21 protein-coding genes and 1 other RNA gene are annotated in these 24,553 nt (G+C 65.3%); 14 read left to right on the plus strand and 8 right to left on the minus strand.

Going from position 1 to position 24,553, the window contains the following annotated elements:
- Positions 1-125 precede the first annotated feature (125 nt).
- From ACQ7JA_RS00005 to ACQ7JA_RS00015, 3 genes are all read right to left on the minus strand, one after another.
- Complete coding sequence (locus tag ACQ7JA_RS00005) at positions 126-2,357, minus strand: S9 family peptidase (RefSeq protein WP_430893689.1); 2,232 nt, start codon at positions 2,355-2,357, stop codon at positions 126-128.
- A 72-nt stretch (positions 2,358-2,429) separates the two neighbouring features.
- A complete protein-coding gene (locus ACQ7JA_RS00010) occupies positions 2,430-3,851 on the minus strand; it encodes an MATE family efflux transporter (RefSeq protein ID WP_430893691.1) in 1,422 nt (473 codons plus the stop codon).
- A 300-nt stretch (positions 3,852-4,151) separates the two neighbouring features.
- Positions 4,152-4,838, minus strand: a complete 687-nt coding sequence (locus ACQ7JA_RS00015) for a hypothetical protein (protein ID WP_430893693.1) — start codon at positions 4,836-4,838, stop codon at positions 4,152-4,154.
- Between the two features lie 80 nt (positions 4,839-4,918).
- On the opposite strand from ACQ7JA_RS00015, the gene tssF reads away from it, so the two are divergent.
- The 5 genes from tssF to ACQ7JA_RS00040 all read left to right on the plus strand — a co-directional run bounded on the left by tssF (position 4,919) and on the right by ACQ7JA_RS00040 (position 9,815).
- Positions 4,919-6,769 (plus strand): type VI secretion system baseplate subunit TssF, encoded by a 1,851-nt coding sequence (gene tssF / locus ACQ7JA_RS00020; RefSeq protein ID WP_430893695.1) that lies wholly within the window; start codon positions 4,919-4,921, stop codon positions 6,767-6,769.
- Positions 6,766-7,734 carry a type VI secretion system baseplate subunit TssG gene (gene tssG / locus ACQ7JA_RS00025; protein ID WP_430893697.1) on the plus strand — a complete coding sequence of 323 codons (969 nt, stop codon included), beginning with the start codon at positions 6,766-6,768 and terminating at the stop codon, positions 7,732-7,734. The genes tssF and tssG overlap by 4 nt, the downstream gene beginning before the upstream one ends.
- 92 nt (positions 7,735-7,826) lie before the next feature.
- On the plus strand, positions 7,827-8,432 hold the full coding sequence (locus ACQ7JA_RS00030; RefSeq protein WP_430893699.1) for a type 1 glutamine amidotransferase domain-containing protein: 606 nt from the start codon (positions 7,827-7,829) through the stop codon (positions 8,430-8,432).
- Positions 8,433-8,561: 129 nt separating this feature from the next.
- Entirely contained in the window at positions 8,562-9,500 is a 939-nt protein-coding gene (locus ACQ7JA_RS00035; RefSeq protein WP_430894493.1) for a DnaJ C-terminal domain-containing protein, read from the plus strand.
- Positions 9,501-9,503: 3 nt separating this feature from the next.
- Positions 9,504-9,815, plus strand: a complete 312-nt coding sequence (locus tag ACQ7JA_RS00040) for a MerR family transcriptional regulator (RefSeq protein ID WP_430893701.1) — start codon at positions 9,504-9,506, stop codon at positions 9,813-9,815.
- A gap of 93 nt (positions 9,816-9,908) precedes the next feature.
- On the opposite strand, the gene ssrA is transcribed toward ACQ7JA_RS00040, so the two are convergent.
- Positions 9,909-10,267, minus strand: a transfer-messenger RNA (tmRNA) gene (ssrA, locus tag ACQ7JA_RS00045).
- A gap of 196 nt (positions 10,268-10,463) precedes the next feature.
- Between ssrA and ACQ7JA_RS00050 the strand changes: the two genes are divergently transcribed.
- Complete coding sequence (locus tag ACQ7JA_RS00050; RefSeq protein ID WP_430893703.1) at positions 10,464-11,291, plus strand: class I SAM-dependent methyltransferase; 828 nt, start codon at positions 10,464-10,466, stop codon at positions 11,289-11,291.
- Positions 11,292-11,326: 35 nt separating this feature from the next.
- Here ACQ7JA_RS00050 and ACQ7JA_RS00055 read toward each other — a convergent pair whose 3' ends face one another.
- The 4 genes from ACQ7JA_RS00055 to ompA all read right to left on the minus strand — a co-directional run bounded on the left by ACQ7JA_RS00055 (position 11,327) and on the right by ompA (position 14,408).
- Positions 11,327-11,968 (minus strand): glycine zipper 2TM domain-containing protein, encoded by a 642-nt coding sequence (locus ACQ7JA_RS00055; protein ID WP_430893705.1) that lies wholly within the window; start codon positions 11,966-11,968, stop codon positions 11,327-11,329.
- A gap of 142 nt (positions 11,969-12,110) precedes the next feature.
- A complete protein-coding gene (locus ACQ7JA_RS00060; RefSeq protein WP_258830340.1) occupies positions 12,111-12,818 on the minus strand; it encodes an HAD family hydrolase in 708 nt (235 codons plus the stop codon).
- 21 nt (positions 12,819-12,839) lie between these two features.
- Positions 12,840-13,547, minus strand: coding sequence for a bifunctional 2-polyprenyl-6-hydroxyphenol methylase/3-demethylubiquinol 3-O-methyltransferase UbiG (ubiG, locus tag ACQ7JA_RS00065; protein ID WP_430893707.1), 708 nt, complete (start codon positions 13,545-13,547; stop codon positions 12,840-12,842).
- Between the two features lie 144 nt (positions 13,548-13,691).
- Positions 13,692-14,408, minus strand: a complete 717-nt coding sequence (gene ompA / locus ACQ7JA_RS00070) for an outer membrane protein OmpA (protein WP_430893709.1) — start codon at positions 14,406-14,408, stop codon at positions 13,692-13,694.
- A gap of 359 nt (positions 14,409-14,767) precedes the next feature.
- Between ompA and gyrA the strand changes: the two genes are divergently transcribed.
- From gyrA to cmk, 8 genes are all read left to right on the plus strand, one after another.
- On the plus strand, positions 14,768-17,383 hold the full coding sequence (gene gyrA / locus ACQ7JA_RS00075; protein WP_430893711.1) for a DNA gyrase subunit A: 2,616 nt from the start codon (positions 14,768-14,770) through the stop codon (positions 17,381-17,383).
- Between the two features lie 58 nt (positions 17,384-17,441).
- Entirely contained in the window at positions 17,442-17,981 is a 540-nt protein-coding gene (locus tag ACQ7JA_RS00080) for a DUF2059 domain-containing protein (RefSeq protein WP_430893713.1), read from the plus strand.
- 15 nt (positions 17,982-17,996) lie between these two features.
- On the plus strand, positions 17,997-19,103 hold the full coding sequence (gene serC, locus ACQ7JA_RS00085) for a 3-phosphoserine/phosphohydroxythreonine transaminase (protein WP_430893715.1): 1,107 nt from the start codon (positions 17,997-17,999) through the stop codon (positions 19,101-19,103).
- Between the two features lie 167 nt (positions 19,104-19,270).
- Positions 19,271-20,341 (plus strand): prephenate dehydratase, encoded by a 1,071-nt coding sequence (gene pheA / locus ACQ7JA_RS00090; RefSeq protein WP_258830346.1) that lies wholly within the window; start codon positions 19,271-19,273, stop codon positions 20,339-20,341.
- Between the two features lie 26 nt (positions 20,342-20,367).
- Positions 20,368-21,471, plus strand: coding sequence for a histidinol-phosphate transaminase (gene hisC / locus ACQ7JA_RS00095; RefSeq protein WP_430893718.1), 1,104 nt, complete (start codon positions 20,368-20,370; stop codon positions 21,469-21,471).
- A 2-nt stretch (positions 21,472-21,473) separates the two neighbouring features.
- Positions 21,474-22,376: a prephenate dehydrogenase gene (locus ACQ7JA_RS00100; RefSeq protein ID WP_430894494.1), complete on the plus strand. Its 903-nt coding sequence runs from the start codon at positions 21,474-21,476 to the stop codon at positions 22,374-22,376.
- Positions 22,373-23,704, plus strand: a complete 1,332-nt coding sequence (gene aroA, locus ACQ7JA_RS00105) for a 3-phosphoshikimate 1-carboxyvinyltransferase (protein WP_430893720.1) — start codon at positions 22,373-22,375, stop codon at positions 23,702-23,704. Before ACQ7JA_RS00100 ends, aroA begins: the two co-directional genes overlap by 4 nt.
- Positions 23,705-23,707: 3 nt before the next feature.
- Positions 23,708-24,370: a (d)CMP kinase gene (gene cmk, locus ACQ7JA_RS00110; RefSeq protein ID WP_430893722.1), complete on the plus strand. Its 663-nt coding sequence runs from the start codon at positions 23,708-23,710 to the stop codon at positions 24,368-24,370.
- The last annotated feature ends 183 nt before the right edge of the window (positions 24,371-24,553 follow it).

Here is a 24,553-nt window from a genome sequence, read left to right on the forward strand (position 1 = left end):
GACGGCCGAGCGGCTGTTAGGTGCGGCGCTGGGCGTGTTCGGCACGGCGAGCCCACACTGAACGGTGACAGCGCCATAAAAAACAGCCGCCCTCAGGCGGCTGCTTATCCAGCTGGAACACCGGCTTACTTCGCCGCCGTCCCACCCAGGTTCTTCTTGAAGAACGACTCGATCAGCCCATACACGTGACGCTGGCTGACGCGGCCCGAGATGCCGTGTTTGGCGCCCGGGTAGGTCATCAGTTCGAACTGCACGTTGCGCTTCACCAGCTCGTCGATCAGGCGCGTGGTGTTGGTGAACAGCACGTTGTCGTCGGCCATGCCATGGACCAGCAGCAGCGGCGACTTCATGCCGTCCAGGTGGGCAAACACGCCGCTGCGCTTGTAGGCTTCCGGATCCGATTTCGGCGTACCGCCCACGAACTGCTCGGTGTAGTGGGTGTCGTACAGCGCCCAGTCGGTCACCGGGGCCACCGACACGCCCATCGCGATCTTGTCCGACGCCGCCGACAGCAGGCGCAGGGTCATGAAGCCGCCATAGCTCCAGCCGAACACACCGACGCGCTTCGGATCGACGAAGCTCTGCTTGGCCAGCCAGTCGATGCCGGTGACCTGGTCTTCGACTTCGACCTTGCCCAGGTTGTTATAAAGGGCGTCGGTGAAGACGCGCTCGCGGCGGCTCGAGCCGCGGTTGTCCAGGGTGAACACCACGAAGCCCTGCTGCGCCATGTACTGGTTGAAGTAGCTGCCCCAGCCGCGGGTCACGCGCTGCGAGTGCGGGCCGCCGTAGGTGAACAGGAACACCGGATAGCGCTTGTTCGGATCGAAGTTGGCTGGCTTGATCATCGAGTAGTACAGGGTCTGGCCGTCCTTGGCCTTCAGGCTGCCGTACTCGGTCGGCAGGTGGTCGGGCAGGTACTTCGCGTAGGGGTGGTTCGCGTTCAGCTCGTTCTTCTCGAGCCACTCGACCATGGAACCGTCGGCGCGGCGGATCGACACCTGCGGCGGGGTCTGCGGGTTCGAGTAGGTGTCGACGAAGATCTTGCCGTTGCCGGCAAAAGCGGCGTCGTGCCAGCCGTCACCGCTGGTGATGCGCACCGGCTTGTCGGCGTTCTTGCCGTCCAGGTTCAGGGCATAGGTCTGCTTGTCGATCACGGCGTCCTTGTTCGACGAGATATAGACCTTATTGGCGGCTTCGTCGACGGCCAGGATGTTGTCCACGCCCCATTCGCCCTTCGACAGCGGATACTGCAGCTTGCCGTCCAGGCCGTAGACGTAGAGGTGGTTGCGGCCGCTGCGCTCGGACGCCCAGATGAAGGCCTTCTTGTTCTTCAGGAAGCGCAGGTCGTTGTGGATGCTGACCCAGGTCTTCGAGGTTTCGGTGAGCAGCGGGCGCTGGGCCAGGGTGTCGACGTCGACAGCGACCAGGTCGAGGCGCTTCTGGTCGCGCGACTGGCGCTGGTAGACCAGGGTTTTCGCATCGGCGCTGAAGTCGGCGCGCACCAGGTAGATGTCCTTCTCGGCGCCCAGGTCGACCTTGCGCTGCTGGCCGGTGGCCGGGTTGACCATCATCAGCTCGATCAGCACGTTCGGATCGCCGGCGGCGGGGTAGTGCTGGTCGATCACTTCGGTGCGGTCGGCGAAGATCTCGAAGCGGCGCACGACCGGCACCGGGGCTTCGTCGTAGCGGCGGTAGGCGATCGCGGAATCGTCCGGCGCCCAGTAGTAGCCGGTGTGCTGGTCCATCTCTTCCTGCGCGACGAATTCCGCCTCGCCATTGTGGATGGTGCCCTTGCCGTCGGTGGTCAGCTGGCGCTCCGCGCCGGTCTGCAGGTCGATCACGACCAGGTTCTGGTTGCGCACGAAGGAGACGTAGCGGCCCTTCGGCGAGATCTTCGGATCGATCACATTACCCGAGGCAACCTTGCGCGGCGCGTCAGGCTTGGCCACGTCGACCAGGTAGAGATCGCCGGCGATCGGGACCAGCAGCTGCTTGCCGTCCGGCGACCAGTTATAGCTGATGATGCCCGACAGGCCCGCGGTACGCGCGCGTTCGCGGCGCGCCTTTTCTTCGAGCGACAGTTCCTCGTTCGGCACCAGGCGCTTGGAATCGACAAGACGCTGGGTGGTCTTGCTCTTCATATTGTATTCCCACAGGTCCAGCTGGTGCTGGTTGTCGGCACGGCCGCGCAGGAAAGTGACGCGTTCGCCATCCGGCGACACGCGCAGGTTGCGCACGCCGGGGCCGGACAGGGAGGTGTCGCCGTAGATGCGGTCCAGCGTCAGGCGTTCGGCCGTTGCGGGAGCGGCCGCGAAGGTAGTCGCGGCAGCCATCAGGAGATACAGGAGAGGGCGCATTGGATGTCTCTGGTGTAAGTTAATTTATGACAACTGCCGAACGATACCAGAGTCGCGCCCGAAAAGCTGTAACTACGCTGCCGCCGCCTTTGCCTGCGCGCCTTCGCGGATGCGCCGGCGCGCCAGCTTCTCGAAACTCCAGGTCAACAGCACGGCCGCCACCGTCAGGGCGATGACCAGCCCGATCCAGAAGCCGGTGGTCGACATCGGCGCGGCTGGTGTCCAGGGGAACCACTCCGGCGCCAGGCCGAGGATGCAGCCCAGCGGCAGCGAAACGCCCCAGAAGGCCACCAGCTGGATCACCATCGGCGAACGCGTCACCTGGTAGCCGCGGATGGCCGAAGCGGTCGCGACCTGGGTCGCATCGGACAGCTGGAACAGGGCGGCCAGCAGGAGCAGGTTGGCGCAGGCTTCCTGTACCCCCGGGTCGGAGGTGTAGGCGGCCGCGATCTGCCAGCGGAACAGGGCGATGCCGATCGCCGACAGTGCGCCGAAGGCCACCGACACGCCAACGCCGACCCAGCCGACGAAGCGCGCCCGCTCCGGGTTGCGCTCGCCCATGGCCTGGCCGACGCGGGTCATCATGCCGATCGAAAAGCTCAGCGGCACCATGAACACCAGCGAGGCGAAGTTCAGGGCGATCTGGTGCGAGGAGATCGCCACCACGCCGAAACGCGCGACCAGCAGGCTGATCAGGGCAAAGGCGCTGACTTCGGCGAAATAGGTGACGCCGATCGGCAGGCCGAGGCGCAGCATGGCGCCGATCGATTTCCAGTCCGGACCTTCCCAATGGGTGAACGGATAGGTGAGGCGGTAGGCCGGCGCGTACTTCACCCACACGACCATGGCGCCCAGCATCAGCCACATGCCCAGGGCCGTCGACACCGCGCAGCCCACCGCGCCCATCATCGGGAAGCCCCAGTTGCCGTACACCAGCAGCCAGTTCGAGAACACGTTGAAGACCAGGCCGAAGATCGCGATCCACATGATCGGCTTGGTCTGGTTGATGCTGGTCGTGTAGCCATACAGCGCGCGGTAGCAGGAGAAGGCCGGCATGCCGAGGCTGATCACGTGCAGGAACAGGGAGGCGCGGTCGGCCACGTGCTTGTCGAGGCCGACATTGTCGAAGAGCAGGGTGCACAGGTTCGCGAACAGCATCCCCACCAGGCCCACCAGCAGGCCTTTCCACAAGGCCTGGCGCACCGAATGCGGCACCTTGTCGTGGCGCGCCGCGCCGATCTCGTGCGCGACCACGGTGTTGAGCGCCATCATCGTGCCCATCACGGTCACCAGCACGATGTGCCAGACCGAGGTGCCGAGCGAGACGGCGGCCAGTTCCTCGGCACTGACGTGCCCGGTCATCGCCACGTCGGCCACGCCCATGCCGACAGTCGCCAGCTGGCCGACCAGCATTGGCCAGGACAGGCGCCACAAGGTGGCGATTTCAAGACGGACCGGCGAAGCGGTGCGGTTGGCGTGCGTGACGGCGGACATGGCAGCGAAAACGATACGGAAAACCTGCCATTCTACTGACTAATTGCCAAGGCCGCGTGACCCGAAAGTCGCGGCGTGCCGAGGTCTCTCGTTGATCACACGCAATATCGCCAGGGAGAATTTGCACGACCTTGGCGTTTTCGCAGGAGGGCACGATGGACGAGCTGATGGCGTTCTACCAGAACGGCTTGCCGTGCATGGCCATGTCCTTCGACGCAGCGGTGGATGGACAGCTTGGGCCGGGGGATGCGGATGCGGGAAGCGTTCGGGAGGGGGCAGTGTGCCGCCTCCCGCCGGCAACTATACCTGCTGCTGCATGGCCTTCTCTTCGACGGTCTGGAGATACACCTGGCCTTGATCGATAAACAGGGACATCCAGATATTGGTGGTCGGCGTGCGCAGCAGCCACTGCTCGTAGCCTGGCGCTTCCGGATCGTCGACGCGGTCCAGGCTCGGCGTACCCATCTTGCGCCAGATGGCATTGATGTCGCCGCCATTGCGCTCCACGAATATGTCGTCGTGTGGATGGACCCGGTCCACACGCACGGCGCCGAGCGCCTTGAGCGCATTCTGGTAGTTGCGGTGCGCTGCCAGGGGCGACCATTTCAGTTCGTGCAGGAAAAACTTGCGCTGGAAGACCTTGCCTTCCACGGGACGCAGCTCTTCACGGGCCACGACGAAGACGCGATCGAACTCGAGGTCTTTTTCCGTGTACACGCTCTTCGGGTCCAGGCTTGAAGGCGTCGCCAGATAAGGGAAGGCGGGCAGGGCCTTGTCCGACACGGGAACCGTTTGCGGATCGAATGTTGCAGTAGAGGCCGCGGCCGGTGCGGCGGGCGCCGCCGGAGCGGCAGGTGCGCTTGTTGCCGGTTCGTTCGCCACCGGCGCGGCGCTGGCCGGCGCCTCCCTGGCGGCATCCTGTGCCTCGTTTTGTTTGGACTTGCAAGCAGCCAGGCTGGCCGCGCCGTAGCGTGTGAGCAGACTCACTTGCTTATCGGTTGTTGAGCATGCACAAGGTCATATTCGCAAAACTGCACGACCTTACAGAGTCATGACAGGAGAACGCCATGGAAGAGCTGCTGCCGTATTACGAGCGCGAACTGGTCTACCTGAACACGGTCGGGCGCGAACTGGCCAGCCAGTATCCGCGCCTTGCGAACGAGCTGGGCATGGGGGCCGAAGGCAGCGAAGACCCGCATATCCGGCGCCTGATCCAGGCCTGCGCCCTGCTCAATGCGCGTACCGCCAAGAAGCTCGACGATGACTATCCCGAGTTCACCGAAGCCCTGCTGGGTAGCCTGTATCCGGCCTTCCTGCAGGGCATTCCCTCCTGCTCGATCGTGCGCATCGGCGAAGCGGGCGCGCCTGGGGCGGGCAACCGCGTCGAATCCGTCCAGTCGCTGCCGCGCGGCACCGAGATGAGCGCACTGCACGGCAAGGGCACGCCCTGCCGCTTCCGCACCGCCAGCCCGCTCACGCTGGCCCCGTGCAGCGTGGTGCGGGCGCGCTACGAGCCGGTCGTGCATGCGCCCGGCAATGTGCGGCTGCCGGCGCGAGCCACAGGGCAGATCGCGATCACGATCGAGAGCGCGGCGCCGCTGCGCCTGCTGCACCAGCTCGGCATGCCGCGGCTGCGCCTGTTCGTCGATGCCGACCCGCTGCTGTCGAGCGCCCTGATCGACACCCTGTTCCTGCACGTCGGCGCCAGCTTCATGGAAGCGGGCGAGGGCGGCGCCTGGCGCCTGCTCGAACGCATGCCCGTGGCGCTGGGCGGCTTCGGCGAGGAAGACGCGCTGGTGCCGCTGCGGCCGGGCGAGCACGCGGCCTACCGGCTGCTCAGCGAATACTTCGCCTTCTCCGACAAATTCCATTTCCTCGACATCGACCTGGCGCCGCTCGCCCCCATGCTGCCCGCCAGCGCCCAGCGTTTCACCCTGCACCTGGTGGTGAACGGCTTGCATGGCGACAGCGGCGCCGCGCGCCTGCTGGGCACCCTGGGCGCACAGCACCTCGCGCCCGGCTGCGCCCCCATCGTCAACCTCTTCCACCAGGCGGCGACACCGGTACGCATCACCCACCGCAGCGCCATGTACGACGTGGTGCCGGGGCGCCACGAGGAGGATGTCGAGGTCTACAGCATCGACGCGGTGCGCGTGCTGCGCACGGTGGAGGGCAGGGTGCAGTCGATGGATTACCGCCCCTATTACGGACTGCGCCACGGCGAGGGCGGCGAGTTGCGCGAGCGTTACTGGTTCGCACGCCGCGACGACCGCGCCGTGCAGCGCCACCGCATGAAGATCGGTTTTACCGAGGGCAGTTATGGTGACGCGGGCATCCTGGCCTGCGCCGATGAGCAGTCCGTGGCGTCGATCGACCTGACCTGCACCAATGGCGCGCACGCAAGCAGTACCAGCGTCGGGGCGCCCGGCGGCGACCTGGTCAGCGAGACCGCGACCGGCGGCCTGCTGCTGCGCCTCCTGCGCAAACCGACGCCGCCGCACCGCTTCCCTTCCTCGGGCGGCGCACACTGGCGCCTGGTGGCGCAGCTCGCCCTCAACCACCGCTCGCTCGGCGACCTGGACGCTTTCCGTGAAGTGCTGACCCTGTACGACGTGTCGCGCTCGAATGCGACCCAGCGCCAGATCGCCGGCGTCATGGCGCTGGAAACCCTGTCCTCGACGGCCTGGATGAAGAGCCCGATCGGGACCACGCTGGTGCACGGCACGGAAGTGCACATGACGGTGGACGAGGAAGCCTTCGCCGGCGCCAGCCTGGTCGTGTTCGCCGAGGTGGTCAACCGTTTCTTCGGCCTCTACGTGCACGTCAACAGCTTCACCCGGCTGGTGGTGCGTTCGAGCCAGTCGGACCGCGAACTCCTGCGATGCGCGCCCCGCAACGGCAGCCTGACCTTGCTGTGATCGAGCGCCTGCTCGACGAACCCTGGCGCTACGAACTGTTCCAGGCAGTCCGCCTGCTGGCGCGCTGGCTGCGCCGCCAGAAAGGCGGCGCCAATATCGAGGCCGCGCTGCGTTTCGAGAACGTCCTCTCGCTCGCCTTTCCCGCCGCCGAGATCGACAGCCTGCGCGTGGAGCGCGACAAGGACGGCGCGCTGCGCCTGCGCGTGCGCACCGCCGTCATGGGCCTGCTCGGCGTGAACGGCGCGCTGCCCCTGCACTACACCGAGCGCATCGCGGCCTGGGAACACGCGACCCGCGACGAGGGACCGCGGGCCTTCTACGACGCCATCTCGAACCGCCAGGTGGCGCTGTTCTACCGCGCCTGGTGCAAGTACCGCGTGCGCGGCGGACCGGACGAGCATGGCCGTGACCGCTTCCTCGCCCAGCTCGCGGCGCTCGGCGGCGTGGTGGGGCGGGCGCCCTTCGATGCGGGACTGCCTTTCGAGAGCCTGGCCTATTTCGCGGCCCAGCTGCGCAGCCGCGTGGTGCCGGCGGGGCTGATCGCGGGGGTGCTGGGCGAATACCTGCAGGCGCCGGTACGGGTCGAACAATTCACCGGGCGCTGGGACGTGCTGCCGCTCGGAGAGCGCAACCGGCTGGGCGAACACAACTGCCAGGTCGGCGTCGTCGCCACCCTCGGCGAACGGCTGCCGCGGCCGGAGCTCGGCATCCGGATCAGGGTGGGGCCGGTGGCCGCCAGGGTGTTCGAGCGCTTCCTGCCGGGCGCGCCGGGTTCGCATGCGATTGCCGCGCTGCTGCGGCAGTTCGCGATCGAGATTCCCTACCGCGAACTGCGGTTGGTATTGCGCCGCGAAGACGTGTCCGGCGCCACGCTGGACGGTACCAATCGCCTCGGACTGGACGGTTTCCTGAGCACGCGCCCGTCCGGACGCGACCGCGACGACGTCTGCTACCTGCTGCCCTGAATTCACGCCTGCGCGCCGCGATCCGCGCGACGCCCGGATGACGGCCGACCTACAATTGTCCCGACGACGAAACCAATCGATCGGGAGGATATATGGGCGATGTAGTCGATCTCGTGAGCGAGGACGATGTGGTGGGAAAACGCGTTGCGGTCCTGATGACGGACGGCGTCGAGCAGGTCGAGTACACCGGGCCGCGCACTTTCCTGGAGGGAAAAGGTGTGCGCGTGACCCTGATCTCGCCGAAAACGGCCGGAGAGGAAGTGCAGGGCATGAACCACGACCAGCCGGGGGACAAGTTCAGGGTGGAATTGAGCCTGTCGCAGGCGGAGGTGTCGGACTACGACGCGCTGCTGCTGCCGGGTGGGGAAGAGAATCCGAAGAAGCTGCGCCAGATTCCGGAAGCGATCGCCTTCATCAAGGCCTTCGACGATGCCGACAAGCCGATCGCCGCGATCTGCCATGGTCCGTGGCCGCTGATCGAGGCGGGGATTGCGGAGTCGAAGCACCTGACCAGCTATCCGGCGATCCAGGATGACCTGAAGGCGGCGGGGGCGGAGTGGACGGATGATGAGGTGGTGGTGGACGGCAAGCTGATCACGAGCCGCAAGCCGGATGATATTCCGGCGTTCAACGATGCGTTGATGAAGGAGTTGATGGTGATTCAGGAGGCGGGGGCGGATCCGGGGCCGACTTCGTAGGAGTCGCCCGGAAGTAGACCGGGTACGGGATTCGCCAGCCCGGCTGTCACAGGCCCGGCCAGCGTAACAGTGCGCTGCCCGGGAACGTAGCCGGATACGATGACACGAAAAACCTTTGCGGAGGTGCGCGTGGAATACAAGGACTACTACAAGACCTTGGGAGTGGAAAAGGACGCGTCCCCGGAGGACATCAAGAAGGCCTACCGCAAGCTCGTGCGCCGGTTCCACCCGGACGTCAGCAAGCACGAGGACGCGACCGAGAAGACCAAGGAAATCAACGAAGCCTACGACGTGCTGGGTGACGCCGAAAAACGTGCGGCCTACGACGACCTGGGCCGCCGGGGCCAGCGCACCAGCGAGGGATTCCGCCCCCCGCCGGACTGGGCCTCCCAGTACGACTTTTCCGATGCCGGCGCCGGCGCCGACGACTTCCTTTCCGACCTGTTTGCGCATATGGGGCGCCGTGGCCGCGCGGGCTCCGGCCCGGGCGCGGGCTTCCAGATGCGCGGCGAAGACATCCACGTCGCGATCACGATCGACCTGCGCGACGCCTACCTTGGTGCGACGCGCAACATCAGCCTGCGCACGCCGGTGCAGGACGCGCAAGGCCTTGTGACGATGCAGGACAAGACCCTGAGCGTGAACATTCCGAAAGGCGTCACGTCCGGCCAGCAGTTGCGCCTGGCAGGGCAGGGCCAGCCCGGGATTGGCGGCGGCCCGGCGGGCGACCTGTACCTGGCAATCCAGTTCAGGGAAGACCCGCGCTACCGGATAGAGGGTGCGAACGTGTATGAGACCGCGCCGGTGGCGCCATGGGAAGCGGCGCTGGGGGCGAGGATCGCAGTGCCGACTCCGTCCGGGACGGTCGAAGTTTCGGTCCCCGCGGGATCGCAGACGGGGCGCAAGCTACGCCTGAAGGGGCGCGGCATCCCGGCGGCCTCGCCGGGCGACCTGTATCTGATCCTCGAGGTCGTGCTTCCCTCGGCCACAACTGCACGCGCAAAAGAGCTGTACGAACAGATGGCGCGCGAGATGCCCTTCAATCCGCGTGAACACATGGGAGCCTGAACGATGCAACAACCACAAACCCTGACCGGCGTGCTGCTGGAAGAAGCGGCCCTGAGCCTGGAGGAACTGGCGCGGGCGGCGAACGTGGAACCGGAGTGGGTGGTCCGCCACGTACAGGCCGGCGTGCTGGGCAGCGAGCCGGCGGTGCAGGTGACGAGCCTGCGATTCGGCAGCAGCGACCTGGACCGCGTGCGGCGCCTGCTCAGCATCGAGCGCGACTTCGAAGCCAACGAGCAGATCGCGGCGCTGGTGATCGACCTGAGCGACGAGGTGCGGCGGCTGCGCACGAGGATGCGCGTGCTGGGCCTCAAATAGGAGGCTGTGCGAGTGATGTCGCCATAACCGCCGAGCTCGGAAAGGCGCAAAAGAAAAAGCCGCTGACGAAATCAGCGGCTTTTTGGAAGAGGTTGGTGGAGGCGGCGGGAATCGAACCCGCGTCCGCAAGCACTCTACAGACAGTTCTACATACTTAGCACTATCAATTAATTTAACCTGGACAACGGGGATGTGCACCCTTTGGACAGGCGAGTCACCTATTATTTAGCAGTCGACCAAGTGACCCGGCCTACTGCGAGCCCCTGTAAATGAGTCCACGAACCTTGCGGCACACCCCAGGGGCGAGGTGTTGTGGACCTAGCAGCAATTAAGCTGCGAGTGCGTACGAGTTATCGTTTGCAGTTATTGATTTCTGGATGTATTTACGAGGTAACCAGTCCTCGGTATGCCCTGCGCTGCTTTGCAACCCACGTCGAAACCAGGTCGCCCCCAACGAAAGAACCTTCATTGTACTCCAATTTGTCGCAGCGTGCTGCCTGACTGCTGAAACCACCTGCGATGTCAAGTGGTCAAAGAATAGTCGCACAGCATAAGAAAAGTGCAATATCATGGCCCGGCTGCACGGTCTGGTTCACGTTTTTCGACAAGGGAATGGGAATGGTCTGTATCGTCTGTGGTAACACCAAGATGGCTGGGCTCGCGTCGTGGCATGCGACCTGTCCGGCCTGTCAGTACGAGAGCGCGGAGCTGTCCGTCGCCATCAACCAGCACACGGGGCCCGAGGTCAACGAGGCCGAGCGCGAAGCCGGGCTGAAGGCCCTGCGCCTCGAGAACTTCCGCGCCATTGTCCAGTTCGCCAAGCGGCATGTGCGGCCCGGCGGGCGCAGCCTGCTCGACGTCGGCAGCGCCCACGGCTGGTTCCTCGAAACGGCACGCGACGATTTCGACGTGCTCGGCGTCGAGCCGGATGCGGTGGTCGGTTCGCGCGCCGCGGCGCGCGGCCTGCCGGTACGGGCCGGCTTCTTCCCCGGCGTACTGCGCGAGGACGAGCGCTTCGACGTCATCGTCTTCAACGACGTCATCGAACACATTCCGGATATCCGCAGCGCCCTCGACGACTGCCGGCAGCGCCTGAATCCGGACGGCATCCTGATCCTCAACCTGCCCAGCAGCCGCGGCTTCTTCTACCGCCTGTCCAAGGTCATCGCCCGCTTCGGCTGGCGCACGCCCTTCGAGCGCCTGTGGCAGAAAGACCTGCCGTCGCCGCACGTGCACTACTTCAGCCCGGACAACCTGTCCAAGCTGGTCGCCGGCCGCGGCTTCGAGCTGGTCGACAGCGCCGAACTGCCGGCCCTGCGCGCCAAGGGCCTGCGCGAGCGCCTGAGCTGCGCCGGCAATGTGCCGCTGCTGTCGCTGTGGGTGCAATACATCGCGATCATGTGCGCGATCCCCGTGCTCAAGATTTTCCCGAGCGACATCATCGTCTGCATCTTCCGTAAAAAAACCGCAAGCTAAACAGGCGCTTGCGGTTTTAGTGAAGAGGGGATGGATCAGCGGTTGCGGTTGGCGATCTCGTTACCGAGCATGCCGCCGCCGATGATGCCGGCGACGGTCGCCAGTTTCTTGCCGTTGCCGCCGCCGATCTGGTTGCCGATCAGGCCGCCGATCACGGCGCCGGTACCGATGCCGACATAGTTCGGCTGGGCCGGAGCAGGCGCCGGCTGCGGATAGTAGCGCGGTTCGGCCGGCTTGGCGTGCACCACGCGGGTCTTCTCGACCACCTTCACGACCGGCTTTTCGCGGATGACTTCCTTGATCACCACCGGCGCCGGCTGTGGTGCGGGCTGGGCATAGGCGACCTGCTGGGCTGCGATCGGTGCCGTGCCTGCGGCCAGCTGGCTGGCCAGCTGCGGGGTCGCCGGGGTAGCGGCCAGTGCGCCTGGCGCCACCGGAGCGGCGCCCTGTACGGCGGCTGCCGGCACCATCACGACCTGGCCTTGCGCATTCGTCATCGGCACCATGCCCGCATACGGCGAAGCGGCGAGGGCTGCCTGGGTGTCGGGGGCGCTCTTCGAGCTCGGCAGCAGGCCGGAGATCGCGGCGGCGCCGGTCAGGCTGACGATGACGACCGAAGCGGCGGCTGCGGCCATCAGCGGGTGGATGCGGGTGGTGGTGCGTGCGGTGGTTTCCATGTTCTGCTCCCTAAGACGTTATGTTGTCGTGCAGGAGTAGATTAACGGCGAGCCCGTCCCAAGCCTAGACGGAATGCTGTATCAGTCGTAAAGAGATGTAAGCGGCCCGGCTGCTCCGGGCGCGCTGTGCAGGGAGGAAGAATCAGGCGGCGCGTTCGGCTTCGCGCGCCGCTTCCACCACGCTGCGCAGGGTCTGCAGCAGGTCGGTCGGGGTGTCGAGCAGGTAGTCGGCGCCCCAGGTCGAGGGCTCGATGGCGCCGCAATAGCCCCAGTTGCAGGCCACGGTGACCATACCCGCGGCAACGCCGGCTTCGACGTCGCGCTTGTCGTCGCCAACATACCAGCAGTGGGTCGGATCGATGCCGAGGCGGCGCGCGCCTTCCAGCAGCGGGGCCGGGTGCGGCTTGGAGAAGCCGGTGGTGTCGCCCGACACCACGCAGCCCGCATGCGACAGGCCGATCTGCGGGATCAGCGGGTCGGTGAAGCGGGCCGGCTTGTTGGTGACGATGCCCCAGGCCATGCCGGCCTGCTCGATGCCGAGCAGGAGTTCGGTCACGCCGCCGAACAGCGAGCTGTGCACGGCCATGGTTTCCTGGTAGCGGTCGAACCACTGCAGGCGCAGCTCTTCATATCCGTCGTCGCCCGGCGCCAGGCCGAAGGCGGCCCCGATCATGCCGCGCGCACCGGCGGAGGCGGTGGGGCGCAGCACCGAATACGGGGTCGGCGGCAGGCCGCGCTCGGTGCGCAGCCAGTTGACGGCGGCCGCGAGGTCGGGCGCGGTGTCCGCCAGTGTGCCATCGAGGTCGAACAGGATGGCACGCGGTGCCGGCAGGACGGTCGGGAGAGTCATGGAGAAAGTCGGGCGGAGGGGTTAAAGCGGTTTGCTGCACGCCACCATGTAGTTCACATCGGTGTCGTTGTTGAGCGAATAGATCTTGGTCAGCGGATTGTAGGTCAGGCCCTTCATGCCGTCGACCTGCAGGCCGGCGAGACGCGCAAATTGCGACAGTTCGGCCGGGGTGATGAATTTTGCATAATCGTGGGTCCCGCGCGGCAGCATGCGCAGCACGTATTCCGCGCCGATGACGGCGAACAGATAGGACTTCGGATTGCGGTTCAGGGTCGAGAAGAATACGTGGCCGCCCGGTTTCACGAGCGTGGCGGCTGCCTGCACGATCGCGGCCGGGTCCGGCACGTGCTCGAGCATTTCCATGCAGGTGACCACGTCGAACTGGCCAGGCTCGGCCGCCGCCATCTCTTCGGCAGCGATGTGCTTGTAGCGCACTTCGACGCCCGATTCCAGGCTGTGCAGGTCGGCCACCTTCAGGGCCTTCTTGGACAGGTCGATGCCGGTCACCTTGGCGCCCTTGCGCGCCATCGCTTCGGACAGCACGCCGCCGCCGCAGCCGATGTCGATCACGTTCTTGCCCAGCAGCGGGGCGCGCGCGTTGATCCACTCCAGGCGCAGGGGGTTGATTTCATGCAGCGGACGAAATTCCGACGTCGGGTCCCACCAGCGGTGGGCCAGTTCGCTGAATTTCTGGATTTCTAATGGGTCTGCGTTGGTAGTCGTAGTCATAGCTTGGATAATACTGGAAATGCGCGGGCTGACGGAGTGCCGCACGGAAAATATGTACACAGCTGTCACAGCAGCAGGGCAGGCGCTGGCGGCACACGAAAAAAAACCCCGCCGCAGCGGGGTTCGATGGGCAATCCCGAAGGATTACTTATTGACGGTGCGGGTACCGACGACTTCGATTTCCACGCGGCGGTTCTTCGCACGGCCTGCCGAGGTCTTGTTGTCGGCTTCCGGCTGCTTTTCGCCCTTGCCTTCGGTGTAGATGCGGTTTTCTTCGACGCCCTTGCCCTTCAGGTAGGTCTTGACGGCTTCAGCGCGGCGGATCGACAGCTTCTGGTTGTAGGCATCGGTGCCGATCGAGTCGGTGTGTCCGACGGCGATGATGACTTCCAGGTTCATGTCGCCCAGCTTCGAGGTCAGGTCGTCGAGGGCTGCCTTGCCGGCCGGCTTCAGGACGGCCTTGTCGAAGTCGAAGAAGGCGTCAGCCGAGTAGGACACTTTTTCCGAGGTCGGGACCGGAGCCGGAGCCGGTGCCGGGGTCGGCTCTGCGACCGGGGCCGGAGCAGGGGCCGGTGGCGGCGGCGGAGCGACGCACTTGCCGTTTTCGAGTTTCTCAGGCTCGACGCACAGCGGCGCGTCGCAGCCTGGGACCGCGTCGGCCGGGGTCCAGTAGCCGGTACGCCAGCACAGGCCGAAAGGATTGCGGGCGATCACGCCGCGGCTGTCCTGCACGTAGGCGCTGTACGGGGTACGGGCCTTGATGTCGGTGGTCAGCGGTGCATACGGCGCATCGCTCTGGGCAAATGCATTGCCTGCGAACGCGGCCGAAGCTGCGAGCATGAGGGTTGCCAGTTTATTCATGTTCTTTTTTCCTTTCGGGTAAATGCCTCGAAACTCAGCGGTGGGCGTTGTGGTCAAGAGAATAACACGCCTCGGGAAGGGGCCAGTTTCGCATTGTGAAACAAACAATTAATTTCCTGTCCATTTTGCCACATGCACCAAAAACGCACGACTGCACCTAAATCAAACGCAAAGCATATTTTTTTAATGTTGTTTTGTTGCAACGTTCTCTCAAGCGGACTGGGCCGGCATCGACAATGCTGGAACCGTCCGCACCGAAATGGGGCTCCGGGCAGGAATTGTGCTGCCACTAACAGTCGCATGGTAAAATCATCCGTTGCAGTCAATAACCATTAGCCTGAAAGCAGTCGACCCGCCCAATGGATCAATTCGCAAAAGAAACAGTTCCCATTTCCCTAGAAGAAGAAATGCGCAAGAGCTACCTCGATTACGCGATGAGCGTGATCGTGGGCCGTGCTCTGCCGGACGTGCGCGACGGCCTGAAGCCGGTGCACCGCCGCGTGCTGTATTCCATGCACGAGAGCAACACGACGCATAGCCGTCCGTACGTCAAGTGCGCACGCGTGGTCGGCGACACCATGGGTAAGTACCACCCGCACGGCGACGCGTCGATCTACGACACCCTGGTCCGCATGGCCCAGGACTTCTCGCTGCGCTACACCCTGGTCGACGGGCAGGGCAACTTCGGCTCGATCGACGGCGACTCCGCCGCGGCAATGCGTTACACCGAGTGCCGCCTGGACAAGATCTCGAGCGAGCTGCTGGCCGACATCGACAAGGACACCGTCGACTTCCAGCCGAACTATGACGGCAAGGAAAAAGAACCGACCGTCCTGCCGACCCGGATCCCGAACCTCCTGATCAACGGCTCGTCCGGCATCGCGGTGGGTATGGCCACCAACATCCCGCCGCACAACCTGTCGGAAGTGATCAACGGTGCCCAGCACCTGCTGAAGAATCCGGACTGCACGATCGACGAGCTGATCGAGCTGATCCCGGCGCCGGACTTCCCGACCGCCGGCATCATCTATGGCGTCTCGGGCGTGCGCGACGGTTACCGCACCGGCCGCGGCCGCGTGGTGATGCGCGCCAAGACCCACTTCGAGGAATACGGCAAGGACGGCGGCCGCATCGCGATCATCGTCGACGAGCTGCCCTATCAGGTCAATAAAAAATCGCTGCTCGAGCGTATCGCCGAGAACGTGCGCGACAAGAAGCTGGAAGGCATCAGCGACATCCGCGACGAGTCCGACAAGTCGGGCATGCGCGTGGTTATCGAACTGAAGCGCGGCGAAGTGCCGGAAGTGGTGCTGAACAATCTGTACAAGCAGACCCAGCTGCAAGACACCTTCGGCATGAACATGGTGGCGCTGGTGAACGGCCAGCCGAAGCTGCTGAACCTCAAGCAGATGCTCGAGTGCTTCCTGTCGCACCGCCGCGAAGTGGTCACCCGCCGCACCGTGTTCGAGCTGCGCAAGGCGCGCGAGCGCGGCCACATGCTGGAAGGCCTGGCCGTCGCGCTGGCGAACATCGACGACTTCATCGCGATCATCAAGGCCGCGCCGACGCCGCCGATCGCGAAGATGGAACTGATGCAGCGCGCCTGGGATTCGTCCCTGGTGCGCGAAATGCTGAACCGTACCGAGCTGGCCGGCGCCGGCGGCATCGAAGCCTTCCGTCCGGAGCACCTGCCGAAGCACTACGGCATGCAGCAGGACGGCCTGTACAAGCTGTCCGACGAGCAGGCCCAGGAAATCCTGCAGATGCGCCTGCAGCGCCTGACCGGCCTGGAGCAGGACAAGATCGTCAACGAGTACAAGGAAGTGATGGACCACATCGCCGACCTGCTCGACATCCTGGCCAAGCCGGAGCGCGTGACGACCATCATCAGCGACGAGATGGCGCACATCAAGTCGGAGTACACGGAAAACGGCAAGGACGCGCGCCGCTCGGCCATCGAGCACAACGCCAGCGACCTGGAAACCGAAGACCTGATCACCCCGCAGGACATGGTGGTCACGCTGTCGCACTCGGGCTACATGAAGTCGCAGCCGATCTCCGAATACCGCGCCCAGAAGCGCGGCGGACGCGGCAAGCAGGCGGCGGCGACGAAAGACGAAGACTGGATCGACCAGCTCTTCATCGCCAACACCCACGACTACATCCTGTGCTTCTCGAACCGCGGCCGGATGTACTGGCTGAAGGTGTGGGAAGTGCCGCAGGGCTCGCGCAACTCGCGCGGCAAGCCGATCGTCAACATGTTCCCGCTGCAGGACGGCGAGAAGATCACCGTGATCCTGCCGCTGTCGGGCGAGAACCGGACCTTCCCGGAAGACCACTACGTGTTCATGGCGACCTCGCTGGGCACCGTCAAGAAGACGCCGCTGAAGGACTTCAGCAACCCGCGCAAGGCCGGCATCATCGCGGTCGACCTCGACGAGGGCGACGTGCTGGTGGGCGCCGCGCTGACCGACGGCCAGCACGACGTGATGCTGTTCTCGGACGGCGGCAAGGCGGTGCGTTTCGACGAGAACGACGTGCGTCCGATGGGCCGCACCGCGCGCGGCGTGCGCGGCATGAACCTGGAAGAGGGCCAGAACGTGATCGCCCTGCTGGTGGCCGAGAACGAGCAGCAGTCGGTGCTCACGGCGACCGAGAACGGCTTCGGCAAGCGTACCCCGATCACGGAGTACACCCGCCACGGCCGCGGCACCAAGGGCATGATCGCGATCCAGCAGTCGGAACGCAACGGCAAGGTCGTCGCCGCGACCCTGGTCGATGCGACTGACGAGATCATGCTGATCACCACCGGCGGCGTGCTGATCCGCACCCGCGTGGCCGAGATCCGCGAGATGGGCCGCGCGACCCAGGGCGTGACCCTGATCGCGGTCGAAGACGGCACCAAGCTGTCGGGCCTGCAGCGCATCGTCGAAACCGATCTCGAAGAGGTCGAGCTCGAACAGGCGCCGGAGTAAAGAAGCTTCCGATGGGCCGCATTCCAGCGGCCCGTTTTTTTACCAGTCCAGGAACACGATGAAGAAGTTTGTCCTTGCATTGAGCGCCGCCGCAGCCCTGTCGGCATTCCCGTCGTTCGCTTGCGCCGCCGACACCCCGGCCGCGGCCGCCACCCGCGCCATGTTCGACGCGATGGAAATGCGCAAGAACATGAACGCCATGTATGCCGAGATGCAGAAGTCGATGCCGATGCTGCTGCGCCAGCAGGCGGTCGCGATGATCGAAGCCGATCCGAAGCTGGACGCCGAGCAGAAGAAGCAGGCGATCGCCAAGGCCGAGCAGATGCTGCCGGGCGTGGCCCAGGCAATGAGCAAGATCTTCAACGACCAGACCCTGATCGACGAGATGATCAACGAGATGGTGCCGCTGTACGCCAACAACTACACGGTCGAGGAAATCAAGCAGCTGACCGCGTTCTACAAAAGCCCGGTGGGCCGCAAGATGATGACGCTGACGCCGAAGCTGGCAGCCGAGGGCATGGCCATCGGCCAGCGCATCATGAACCCGCGCCTGGGCAAGCTGATGCAGGACGTGATGCAGGAATTGCAGAAACAGTAAGAACGAAAGGACCGCATGACGACCCAGCGCATTACGCCCCAGGTATACAACTTCTCGGCCGGCCCGGCCGTCCTCCCGAAGGAAGTGCTGCAGCAGGCGGCCAGCGAGATGCTGGACTGGCACGGCAGCGGCATGTCGGTCATGGAGATGAGCCACCGCGGTCCGGAATTCATCTCGATCTACAGGCAGGCGGAAGCCGACCTGCGCGAGCTGCTGGCGGTCCCGGCCAATTACAAGATCCTGTTCATGCAGGGCGGGGGCCTCGGCCAGAACGCCATCGTTCCGATGAACCTGGTGGGCTGCTGCGCCCAGCCGGCGACGATCGACTTCATCCACACGGGTTCGTGGTCGGGCAAGTCGATCAAGGAAGCCGCGCGCTACGCCCACGTCAACGTCGCGGCGAGCAGCGAGGCAAACGGCTTCACCGGCGTGCCGCCGCAGGCATCGTGGAACCTGAATCCGGGCGCGGCCTACCTGCACATCTGCACCAACGAGACCATCGACGGCGTCGAGTACAACTTCGTGCCCGAGACCGATCCGAAGGTGCCGATCGTGGCCGACATGTCCTCGCACATCCTGTCGCGGCAGATCGATGTGTCGAAGTACGGTGTGATCTTCGCCGGCGCCCAGAAGAACATCGGCCCGGCGGGCCTGACCCTCGTGATCGTGCGCGACGACCTCCTGGAGGATGCGCTGCCGATCTGCCCCTCGGCCTTCCACTGGAAGACCGTGGCCGAACACGAATCCATGTTCAACACGCCGCCGACCTACGCGATCTATATCGCGGGCCTGGTGTTCGCCCACCTCAAGAGGCAGGGCGGGGTGGCGGCGATGGAAAAGACCAATATCGAAAAAGCGCGCCTCTTGTATTCGGCGCTGGATGCGGACGACTTCTACCAGAACCGCGTCTCGCACGAATTCCGCTCGCGCATGAACGTACCGTTCTACCTGCGCGACGAATCCCTGAACGAGAAATTCCTGGCCGGCGCGAAGGCGCGCGGGCTGCTGCAACTGAAGGGCCACAAGTCCGTCGGCGGCATGCGGGCATCCATCTACAACGCGATGCCGCTCGAGGGCGTACAGGCCCTCGTCGATTATTTGAACGAATTCGCAGGCCGGTAATCACGTGTTCAACCGGCTTGTGCGGCGACGCATGGGCTGGTTGAACGCGCGGACGGCGAAGCCGTCCACCCTACGAAACACCACGGTATCGTAGGGTGGTCGGCTCTGCCGACCGCGCGTTCAAATCACGCACGAGTAGCATGCGAACCAAAAATACGACCCGAACGATGAACGACAAACTCCTCCCCCTGCGCGAACAGATCGATGCGATCGACGCGCAAATCCTCGACCTGCTGAGCAGGCGCGGCAAGGTCGCCCAGCAGGTCGGCCACGTGAAGGCCGAGACCAACGCCCCCGTGTTCCGCCCCGAGCGCGAAGCCCAGGTGCTGCGCGGCGTGGCCGAGCGCAACCCCGGACCCCTGAAGGACCGCGACGTGCAGACCATCTTCCGCGAGATCATGTCCTCCTGCCGCGCGCTGGAAAAGCGCGTGACGGTCGCCTACCTCGGCCCGTCCGGCACCTTCAGCGAGCAGGCCGTCTACCAGCAGTTCGGCAGCGCCATCGAGACGCTGCCCTGCGTGTCGATCGACGAGGTGTTCCGCGCGACCGAGGCGGGTACCGCCGACTTCGGCGTGGTCCCGGTCGAGAACTCGTCCGAGGGCGCGATCAACCGCACCCTCGACTTGCTGCTCGCCACCACCACCGTGATCAGCGGCGAGATCTCGATCCCGGTCCACCACAGCCTGATGAGCAAGACCGGCAGCATGGATGGCGTGACCGTCGTGTGCGCGCACTCGCAGGCGCTGGCCCAGTGCCAGGTCTGGCTCAACCAGCACCATCCCGGCATCGAGCGCCGCGCCGTGGCCTCCAACGCGGAAGCGGCGATCCTGGCCAGCCAGGACCCGACGGTCGCCGCCATCGCCAGCGAAATGGCGGGCGAGCAGTACCAGCTCGGCGTGGTCCAGGCCCACATCCAGGACGACCCGCACAACCGCACCCGCTTCGCCGTGATCGGCAGCCTGGAAACCGGCCCCTCGGGACGCGACCGCACCGCCATCGTGCTGGCCGTGCCGAACAAGGCCGGCGCCGTCTACAACCTGCTGGCGCCGCTCGCCAGGCACGGCGTGTCGATGACCCGCTTCGAGTCGCGCCCGGCGCGCATCGGCACCTGGGAGTACTACTTCTATGTCGACGTCGAGGGCCACGTGCATGACGCCGCCGTCGCCCGCGCGCTCGCCGAGCTGAAGGACAACGCCGCCTTCTTCAAGGTGCTGGGTTCCTACCCGCAGAGCCTCTAATTCTTTCCACTTTTTTCGAGTACATCATGTCGCAATTCGGTCCAGATTACGTCCGCGCCATCGCCCCCTACCAGGCCGGCAAACCCATCGCTGAAGTCGCCCGCGAGTTCGGTCTCGACGAAGCCAAGATCGTCAAGCTCGCCTCGAACGAAAACCCCTTCGGCGTGCCGGAATCGAGCCGCGCCGCGATGGCGCAGGCCGCCGCCGACCTGGGCCGCTATCCGGACGCCAACGGTTTCGAACTGAAGGCAGCCTTGTCCGCCCGCTACGACGTGCCGGCGGACTGGATCACGCTGGGCAACGGCAGCAACGACATCCTGGAAATCGCCGCCCACGCTTTCGTGCAGAAGGGCGAGTCGGTGGTGTATTCGCAGTATTCCTTCGCCGTGTACGCGCTGGCGACCCAGGGCGTCGGCGGCCGCGCCATCGTCGTCCCGGCCCGGGATTACGGCCACGACCTGGACGCCATGGCCGCTGCCATCGAAGCGGACACCCGCCTGGTGTTCGTCGCCAACCCGAACAACCCGACCGGCACCTTCATCCCGGCCGCGCAAATCGAAGCCTTCGTGCAGAAGGTGCCGGCCAACGTCGTCGTGGTGCTGGACGAGGCCTATAACGAATACCTGGCGCCGGAGCACCAGTTCGAATCGAGCCAGTGGGTCCGCAAGTACCCGAACCTGATCGTCTCGCGCACCTTCTCCAAGGCCTACGGCCTGGCCGGCCTGCGCGTCGGTTTCGCCATCGCGCAGCCGGCGGTGACGGACCTGATGAACCGCATCCGCCAGCCTTTCAACGTGAACTCGCTGGCCCAGGCCGCCGCGATCGCCGCGCTGAACGACAAGGAATTCCTGGACAAGGGCGCCCGCAACAATGCAGAAGGCTACCAGCAGATGACCGCAGCCTTTGAAGAGCTGGGGCTCCAGTACGTGCCGTCCTTCGGCAACTTCGTGCTGGTGAAAGTCGGCGACGACGAGCAGGCCGGCGCGCGCGTGAACCTGGCGCTGCTCAAGCAGGGCGTGATCGTGCGCCCGGTCGGCAACTACGGCCTGCCGCAATGGCTGCGCATCTCGATCGGCCTGCCGCAAGAGAACGCGACCTTCATCGCGGCCCTCAGGAAGGTTCTGGCTTGAACATCGACCGGCTCGTCGTCATTGGCGTCGGCCTGATCGGCGGGTCCTTCGCGCTGGCGCTGAAAGCGGCCGGCGCGGTACGCCATGTGGCCGGCCTGGGGCGCGATCCGCAGGCGATGGCGCGCGCGCTGGAGCTGGGCATCGTCGACGAGGTCTGCTCGTCGGTGGAAGAGGCGATGCGCGGCGCCGACATGGTGCTGCTGGCCGCGCCAGTGGGCCAGACCGGCCCCATCCTGGCTTCGCTGCTGCCCTGGCTGGAGCCGCAGACCATCGTCACCGACGCCGGCAGCACCAAGTGCGACGTGGTGATTGCTGCCCGCGAGGCCTTGGGCGCACGTGTGAACCAGTTCGTGCCGGGCCACCCGATCGCGGGCAGCGAATCGAACGGCCCCGACGCGGCCATGGCCGGCCTCTACCGCGGCAAGAAGACCGTGCTCACGCCGCTGCCGGAAAACGATCCTGCCACCGTCGAACGGGTCGCCACGGCCTGGCGCCAGTGCGGTTCGCTGATCCACACCCTGAGCCCGGAAGACCACGACCGCGTGTTCGCCGCCGTCAGCCACCTGCCGCACCTGCTGGCCTATGCGCTGGTGGACGACATCGCCGCCAAGCCCCACGCCAATTTGCTGTTCCAGTACGCCGCCAGCGGTTTCCGCGACTTCACCCGCATCGCCGGCTCCTCGCCCGAGATGTGGCGCGACATCAGCCTGGCCAACCGGACGGCCCTGCTTACCGAGCTGGATGCATATCTGGCACAATTGACTACATTGCGCGCGCGGCTCGCCGCCGCCGACGGGCCCGCGCTCGAGACCGTGTACGCGAACGCGCAGCGCGCGCGCCGTGCCTGGCAAGAAGCGATCGAAGCCGGTTCGCCGCCGCCGCCGCCCAACCAGGAAATCGAATGACGCAGTCCAAACACTACCCCCAGCACATCGACCTCGAACCCGTGATCCACGTGGAAGGCTCGGTGCGCCTGCCTGGCTCCAAGAGCATCTCGAACCGCACGCTGCTGCTCGCCGCGCTGTCCCAAGGGACGACCACGATCCACGACCTGCTGGCCTCGGACGACACCATGGTGATGCTGGGCGCGCTGCGCTCGCTCGGCATCCAGTGGGATGAAGTCGACGAACGCACCGTCGTCGTGCACGGCAACGGCGGCGTGCTGCCGAACCACGAGGCAGACCTTTTCATGGGCAATGCCGGCACCGCGATCCGTCCGCTGACGGCCGCGCTGGCCGTGATCGGCGGCGACTATACGCTGCACGGCGTCTCGCGCATGCACGAGCGCCCGATCGGCGACCTGGTCGATGCGCTGAACGAAGTCGGCGCCCAGATCGAGTACACGGGCGAAGCCGGCTTCCCGCCGCTGCGCATCCGCCGCGGCCACATCCATGCCAACCGTATTTCGGTGCGCGGCAACGTGTCGAGCCAGTTCCTGACGGCGCTCCTGATGTCGGCGCCGCTGATGGCCACCACCCACGCCGTGTCGATCGACGTGATCGGCGAGCTGATCTCCAAGCCCTATATCGAGATCACCCTGAACCTGATGCGCCGCTTCGGCGTGACGGTCGAGCAGAACGGCTGGTCTTCCTTCACCGTGCAGCCGGGCCAGCGCTATGCATCCCCGGGCAGCATCCACGTCGAGGGCGATGCGTCGTCGGCGTCCTACTTCCTGGCGGCCGGCGCGATTGCCGGCGGCCCGGTGCGCGTGGAAGGCGTGGGCGAGAACAGCATCCAGGGCGATGTGCGTTTCGCCGATGCGCTCGAGCGCATGGGCGCCATCGTGACCCGCGGCGAGAACTGGATCGAGGCGCGCTCGAATGGCGTCTTGAGGGCCATCGACGCCGACTTCAACCACATTCCCGATGCGGCCATGACCATTGCCGTGGCCGCGCTGTATGCGGACGGCCCGAGCACCCTGCGTAACATCGCCAGCTGGCGCGTGAAGGAGACCGACCGCCTGTCCGCCATGGCGACGGAACTGCGCAAGGTCGGCGCCGAAGTGGAGGAGGGGCCGGATTACATCCGTATTACGCCGCCGGAACAGTTGAAACCGGCTACCATCGACACCTACGACGACCACCGGATGGCGATGTGCTTCTCGCTGGCCTCGCTCGACGGCAAGGCGCGGCGCGGCAATGCCATGCGGATCAACGATCCGAAGTGCGTCGCCAAGACCTTCCCGGAATACTTCGAGGCCTTCGCGGGCATCGCCAAGAACGAACTTTTCTGACACATGCCGAATAACCCGATTCCCGTCATCGCCATCGACGGCCCGACCGCTTCCGGCAAGGGCACCGTCGCCTCCAGGGTCGCCGAGCGCCTGGGCTTCCACCTGCTTGACTCGGGCGCCCTGTATCGCCTGACGGCGCTGCAGGCGCTGCGCCGCGGCCTTGAGTTGCGCGACGAGCACGGCATCGCCAAGCTGGCCGAGCACCTGCCGGCGCGCTTCGTCGGCGATGACATCTTCCTGAACAACGAGAACGTCACCGGAGCGATCCGGGCGGAAGAGGTTGGCAATATGGCATCGAAGATCGCCGCCTTGCCGACCGTGCGCCAGGCCCTGTATGGCCTGCAGCTGGGCTTTCGCGAGACTCCCGGCCTGGTGGCCGACGGGCGTGATATGGGCACCGTGATCTTTCCTGGCGCGAAATTGAAGGTGTTCTTGACGGCCAGCGTCGAGGCGCGGGCTCAGCGGCGATATAAGCAATTGATTGACAAAGGATTTTCTGCTAATATGGACGATCTGCTGAAGGATTTGAAGGAGCGGGACGAGCGCGACACCAAGCGCGCGATCGCTCCCCTGGTCCCGGCAGAGGATGCGCACCTGCTCGATACCTCGAACATGACGGCTGCGGAAGCGGTCGAACAGGTGCTGGCGTGGTATGCGCATCCGTGAGGTTTAAAAGTTTCAAATGACGGGCAGGGCTGTTTTTCTTGCTAGCCCAAAGACCGCTGTACCTGCCACTGGCAGGTGCAGCATCCGGCGCAGGCGCAAATCATGCCACTGGCATGATTTGCTCCAAGTCCGATGAGTCGCCGTTGGCTCGAGTCATCGCCGCAGCGACTGCGTTGAGTAACT

The organism is Massilia sp. BKSP1R2A-1 (assembly GCF_050586525.1).
Taxonomy (GTDB): Bacteria; Pseudomonadota; Gammaproteobacteria; order Burkholderiales; family Burkholderiaceae_D; genus Telluria.

What these genes read in the sequence shown, in the direction of transcription:
- ACQ7JA_RS00005 (WP_430893689.1), bottom strand. Translation starts at nt 2,357, where the DNA reads ATGCGCCCTCTCCTGTATCTCCTGATGGCTGCCGCGACTACCTTCGCG.
- ACQ7JA_RS00010 (WP_430893691.1), bottom strand. Translation starts at nt 3,851, where the DNA reads ATGTCCGCCGTCACGCACGCCAACCGCACCGCTTCGCCGGTCCGTCTT.
- tssF (WP_430893695.1), top strand. Translation starts at nt 4,919, where the DNA reads ATGGAAGAGCTGCTGCCGTATTACGAGCGCGAACTGGTCTACCTGAAC.
- ACQ7JA_RS00030 (WP_430893699.1), top strand. Translation starts at nt 7,827, where the DNA reads ATGGGCGATGTAGTCGATCTCGTGAGCGAGGACGATGTGGTGGGAAAA.
- ACQ7JA_RS00040 (WP_430893701.1), top strand. Translation starts at nt 9,504, where the DNA reads ATGCAACAACCACAAACCCTGACCGGCGTGCTGCTGGAAGAAGCGGCC.
- ACQ7JA_RS00050 (WP_430893703.1), top strand. Translation starts at nt 10,464, where the DNA reads ATGGCTGGGCTCGCGTCGTGGCATGCGACCTGTCCGGCCTGTCAGTAC.
- ACQ7JA_RS00055 (WP_430893705.1), bottom strand. Translation starts at nt 11,968, where the DNA reads ATGGAAACCACCGCACGCACCACCACCCGCATCCACCCGCTGATGGCC.
- ACQ7JA_RS00060 (WP_258830340.1), bottom strand. Translation starts at nt 12,818, where the DNA reads ATGACTCTCCCGACCGTCCTGCCGGCACCGCGTGCCATCCTGTTCGAC.
- ubiG (WP_430893707.1), bottom strand. Translation starts at nt 13,547, where the DNA reads ATGACTACGACTACCAACGCAGACCCATTAGAAATCCAGAAATTCAGC.
- ompA (WP_430893709.1), bottom strand. Translation starts at nt 14,408, where the DNA reads ATGAATAAACTGGCAACCCTCATGCTCGCAGCTTCGGCCGCGTTCGCA.
- gyrA (WP_430893711.1), top strand. Translation starts at nt 14,768, where the DNA reads ATGGATCAATTCGCAAAAGAAACAGTTCCCATTTCCCTAGAAGAAGAA.
- ACQ7JA_RS00080 (WP_430893713.1), top strand. Translation starts at nt 17,442, where the DNA reads ATGAAGAAGTTTGTCCTTGCATTGAGCGCCGCCGCAGCCCTGTCGGCA.
- serC (WP_430893715.1), top strand. Translation starts at nt 17,997, where the DNA reads ATGACGACCCAGCGCATTACGCCCCAGGTATACAACTTCTCGGCCGGC.
- pheA (WP_258830346.1), top strand. Translation starts at nt 19,271, where the DNA reads ATGAACGACAAACTCCTCCCCCTGCGCGAACAGATCGATGCGATCGAC.
- hisC (WP_430893718.1), top strand. Translation starts at nt 20,368, where the DNA reads ATGTCGCAATTCGGTCCAGATTACGTCCGCGCCATCGCCCCCTACCAG.
- aroA (WP_430893720.1), top strand. Translation starts at nt 22,373, where the DNA reads ATGACGCAGTCCAAACACTACCCCCAGCACATCGACCTCGAACCCGTG.
- cmk (WP_430893722.1), top strand. Translation starts at nt 23,708, where the DNA reads ATGCCGAATAACCCGATTCCCGTCATCGCCATCGACGGCCCGACCGCT.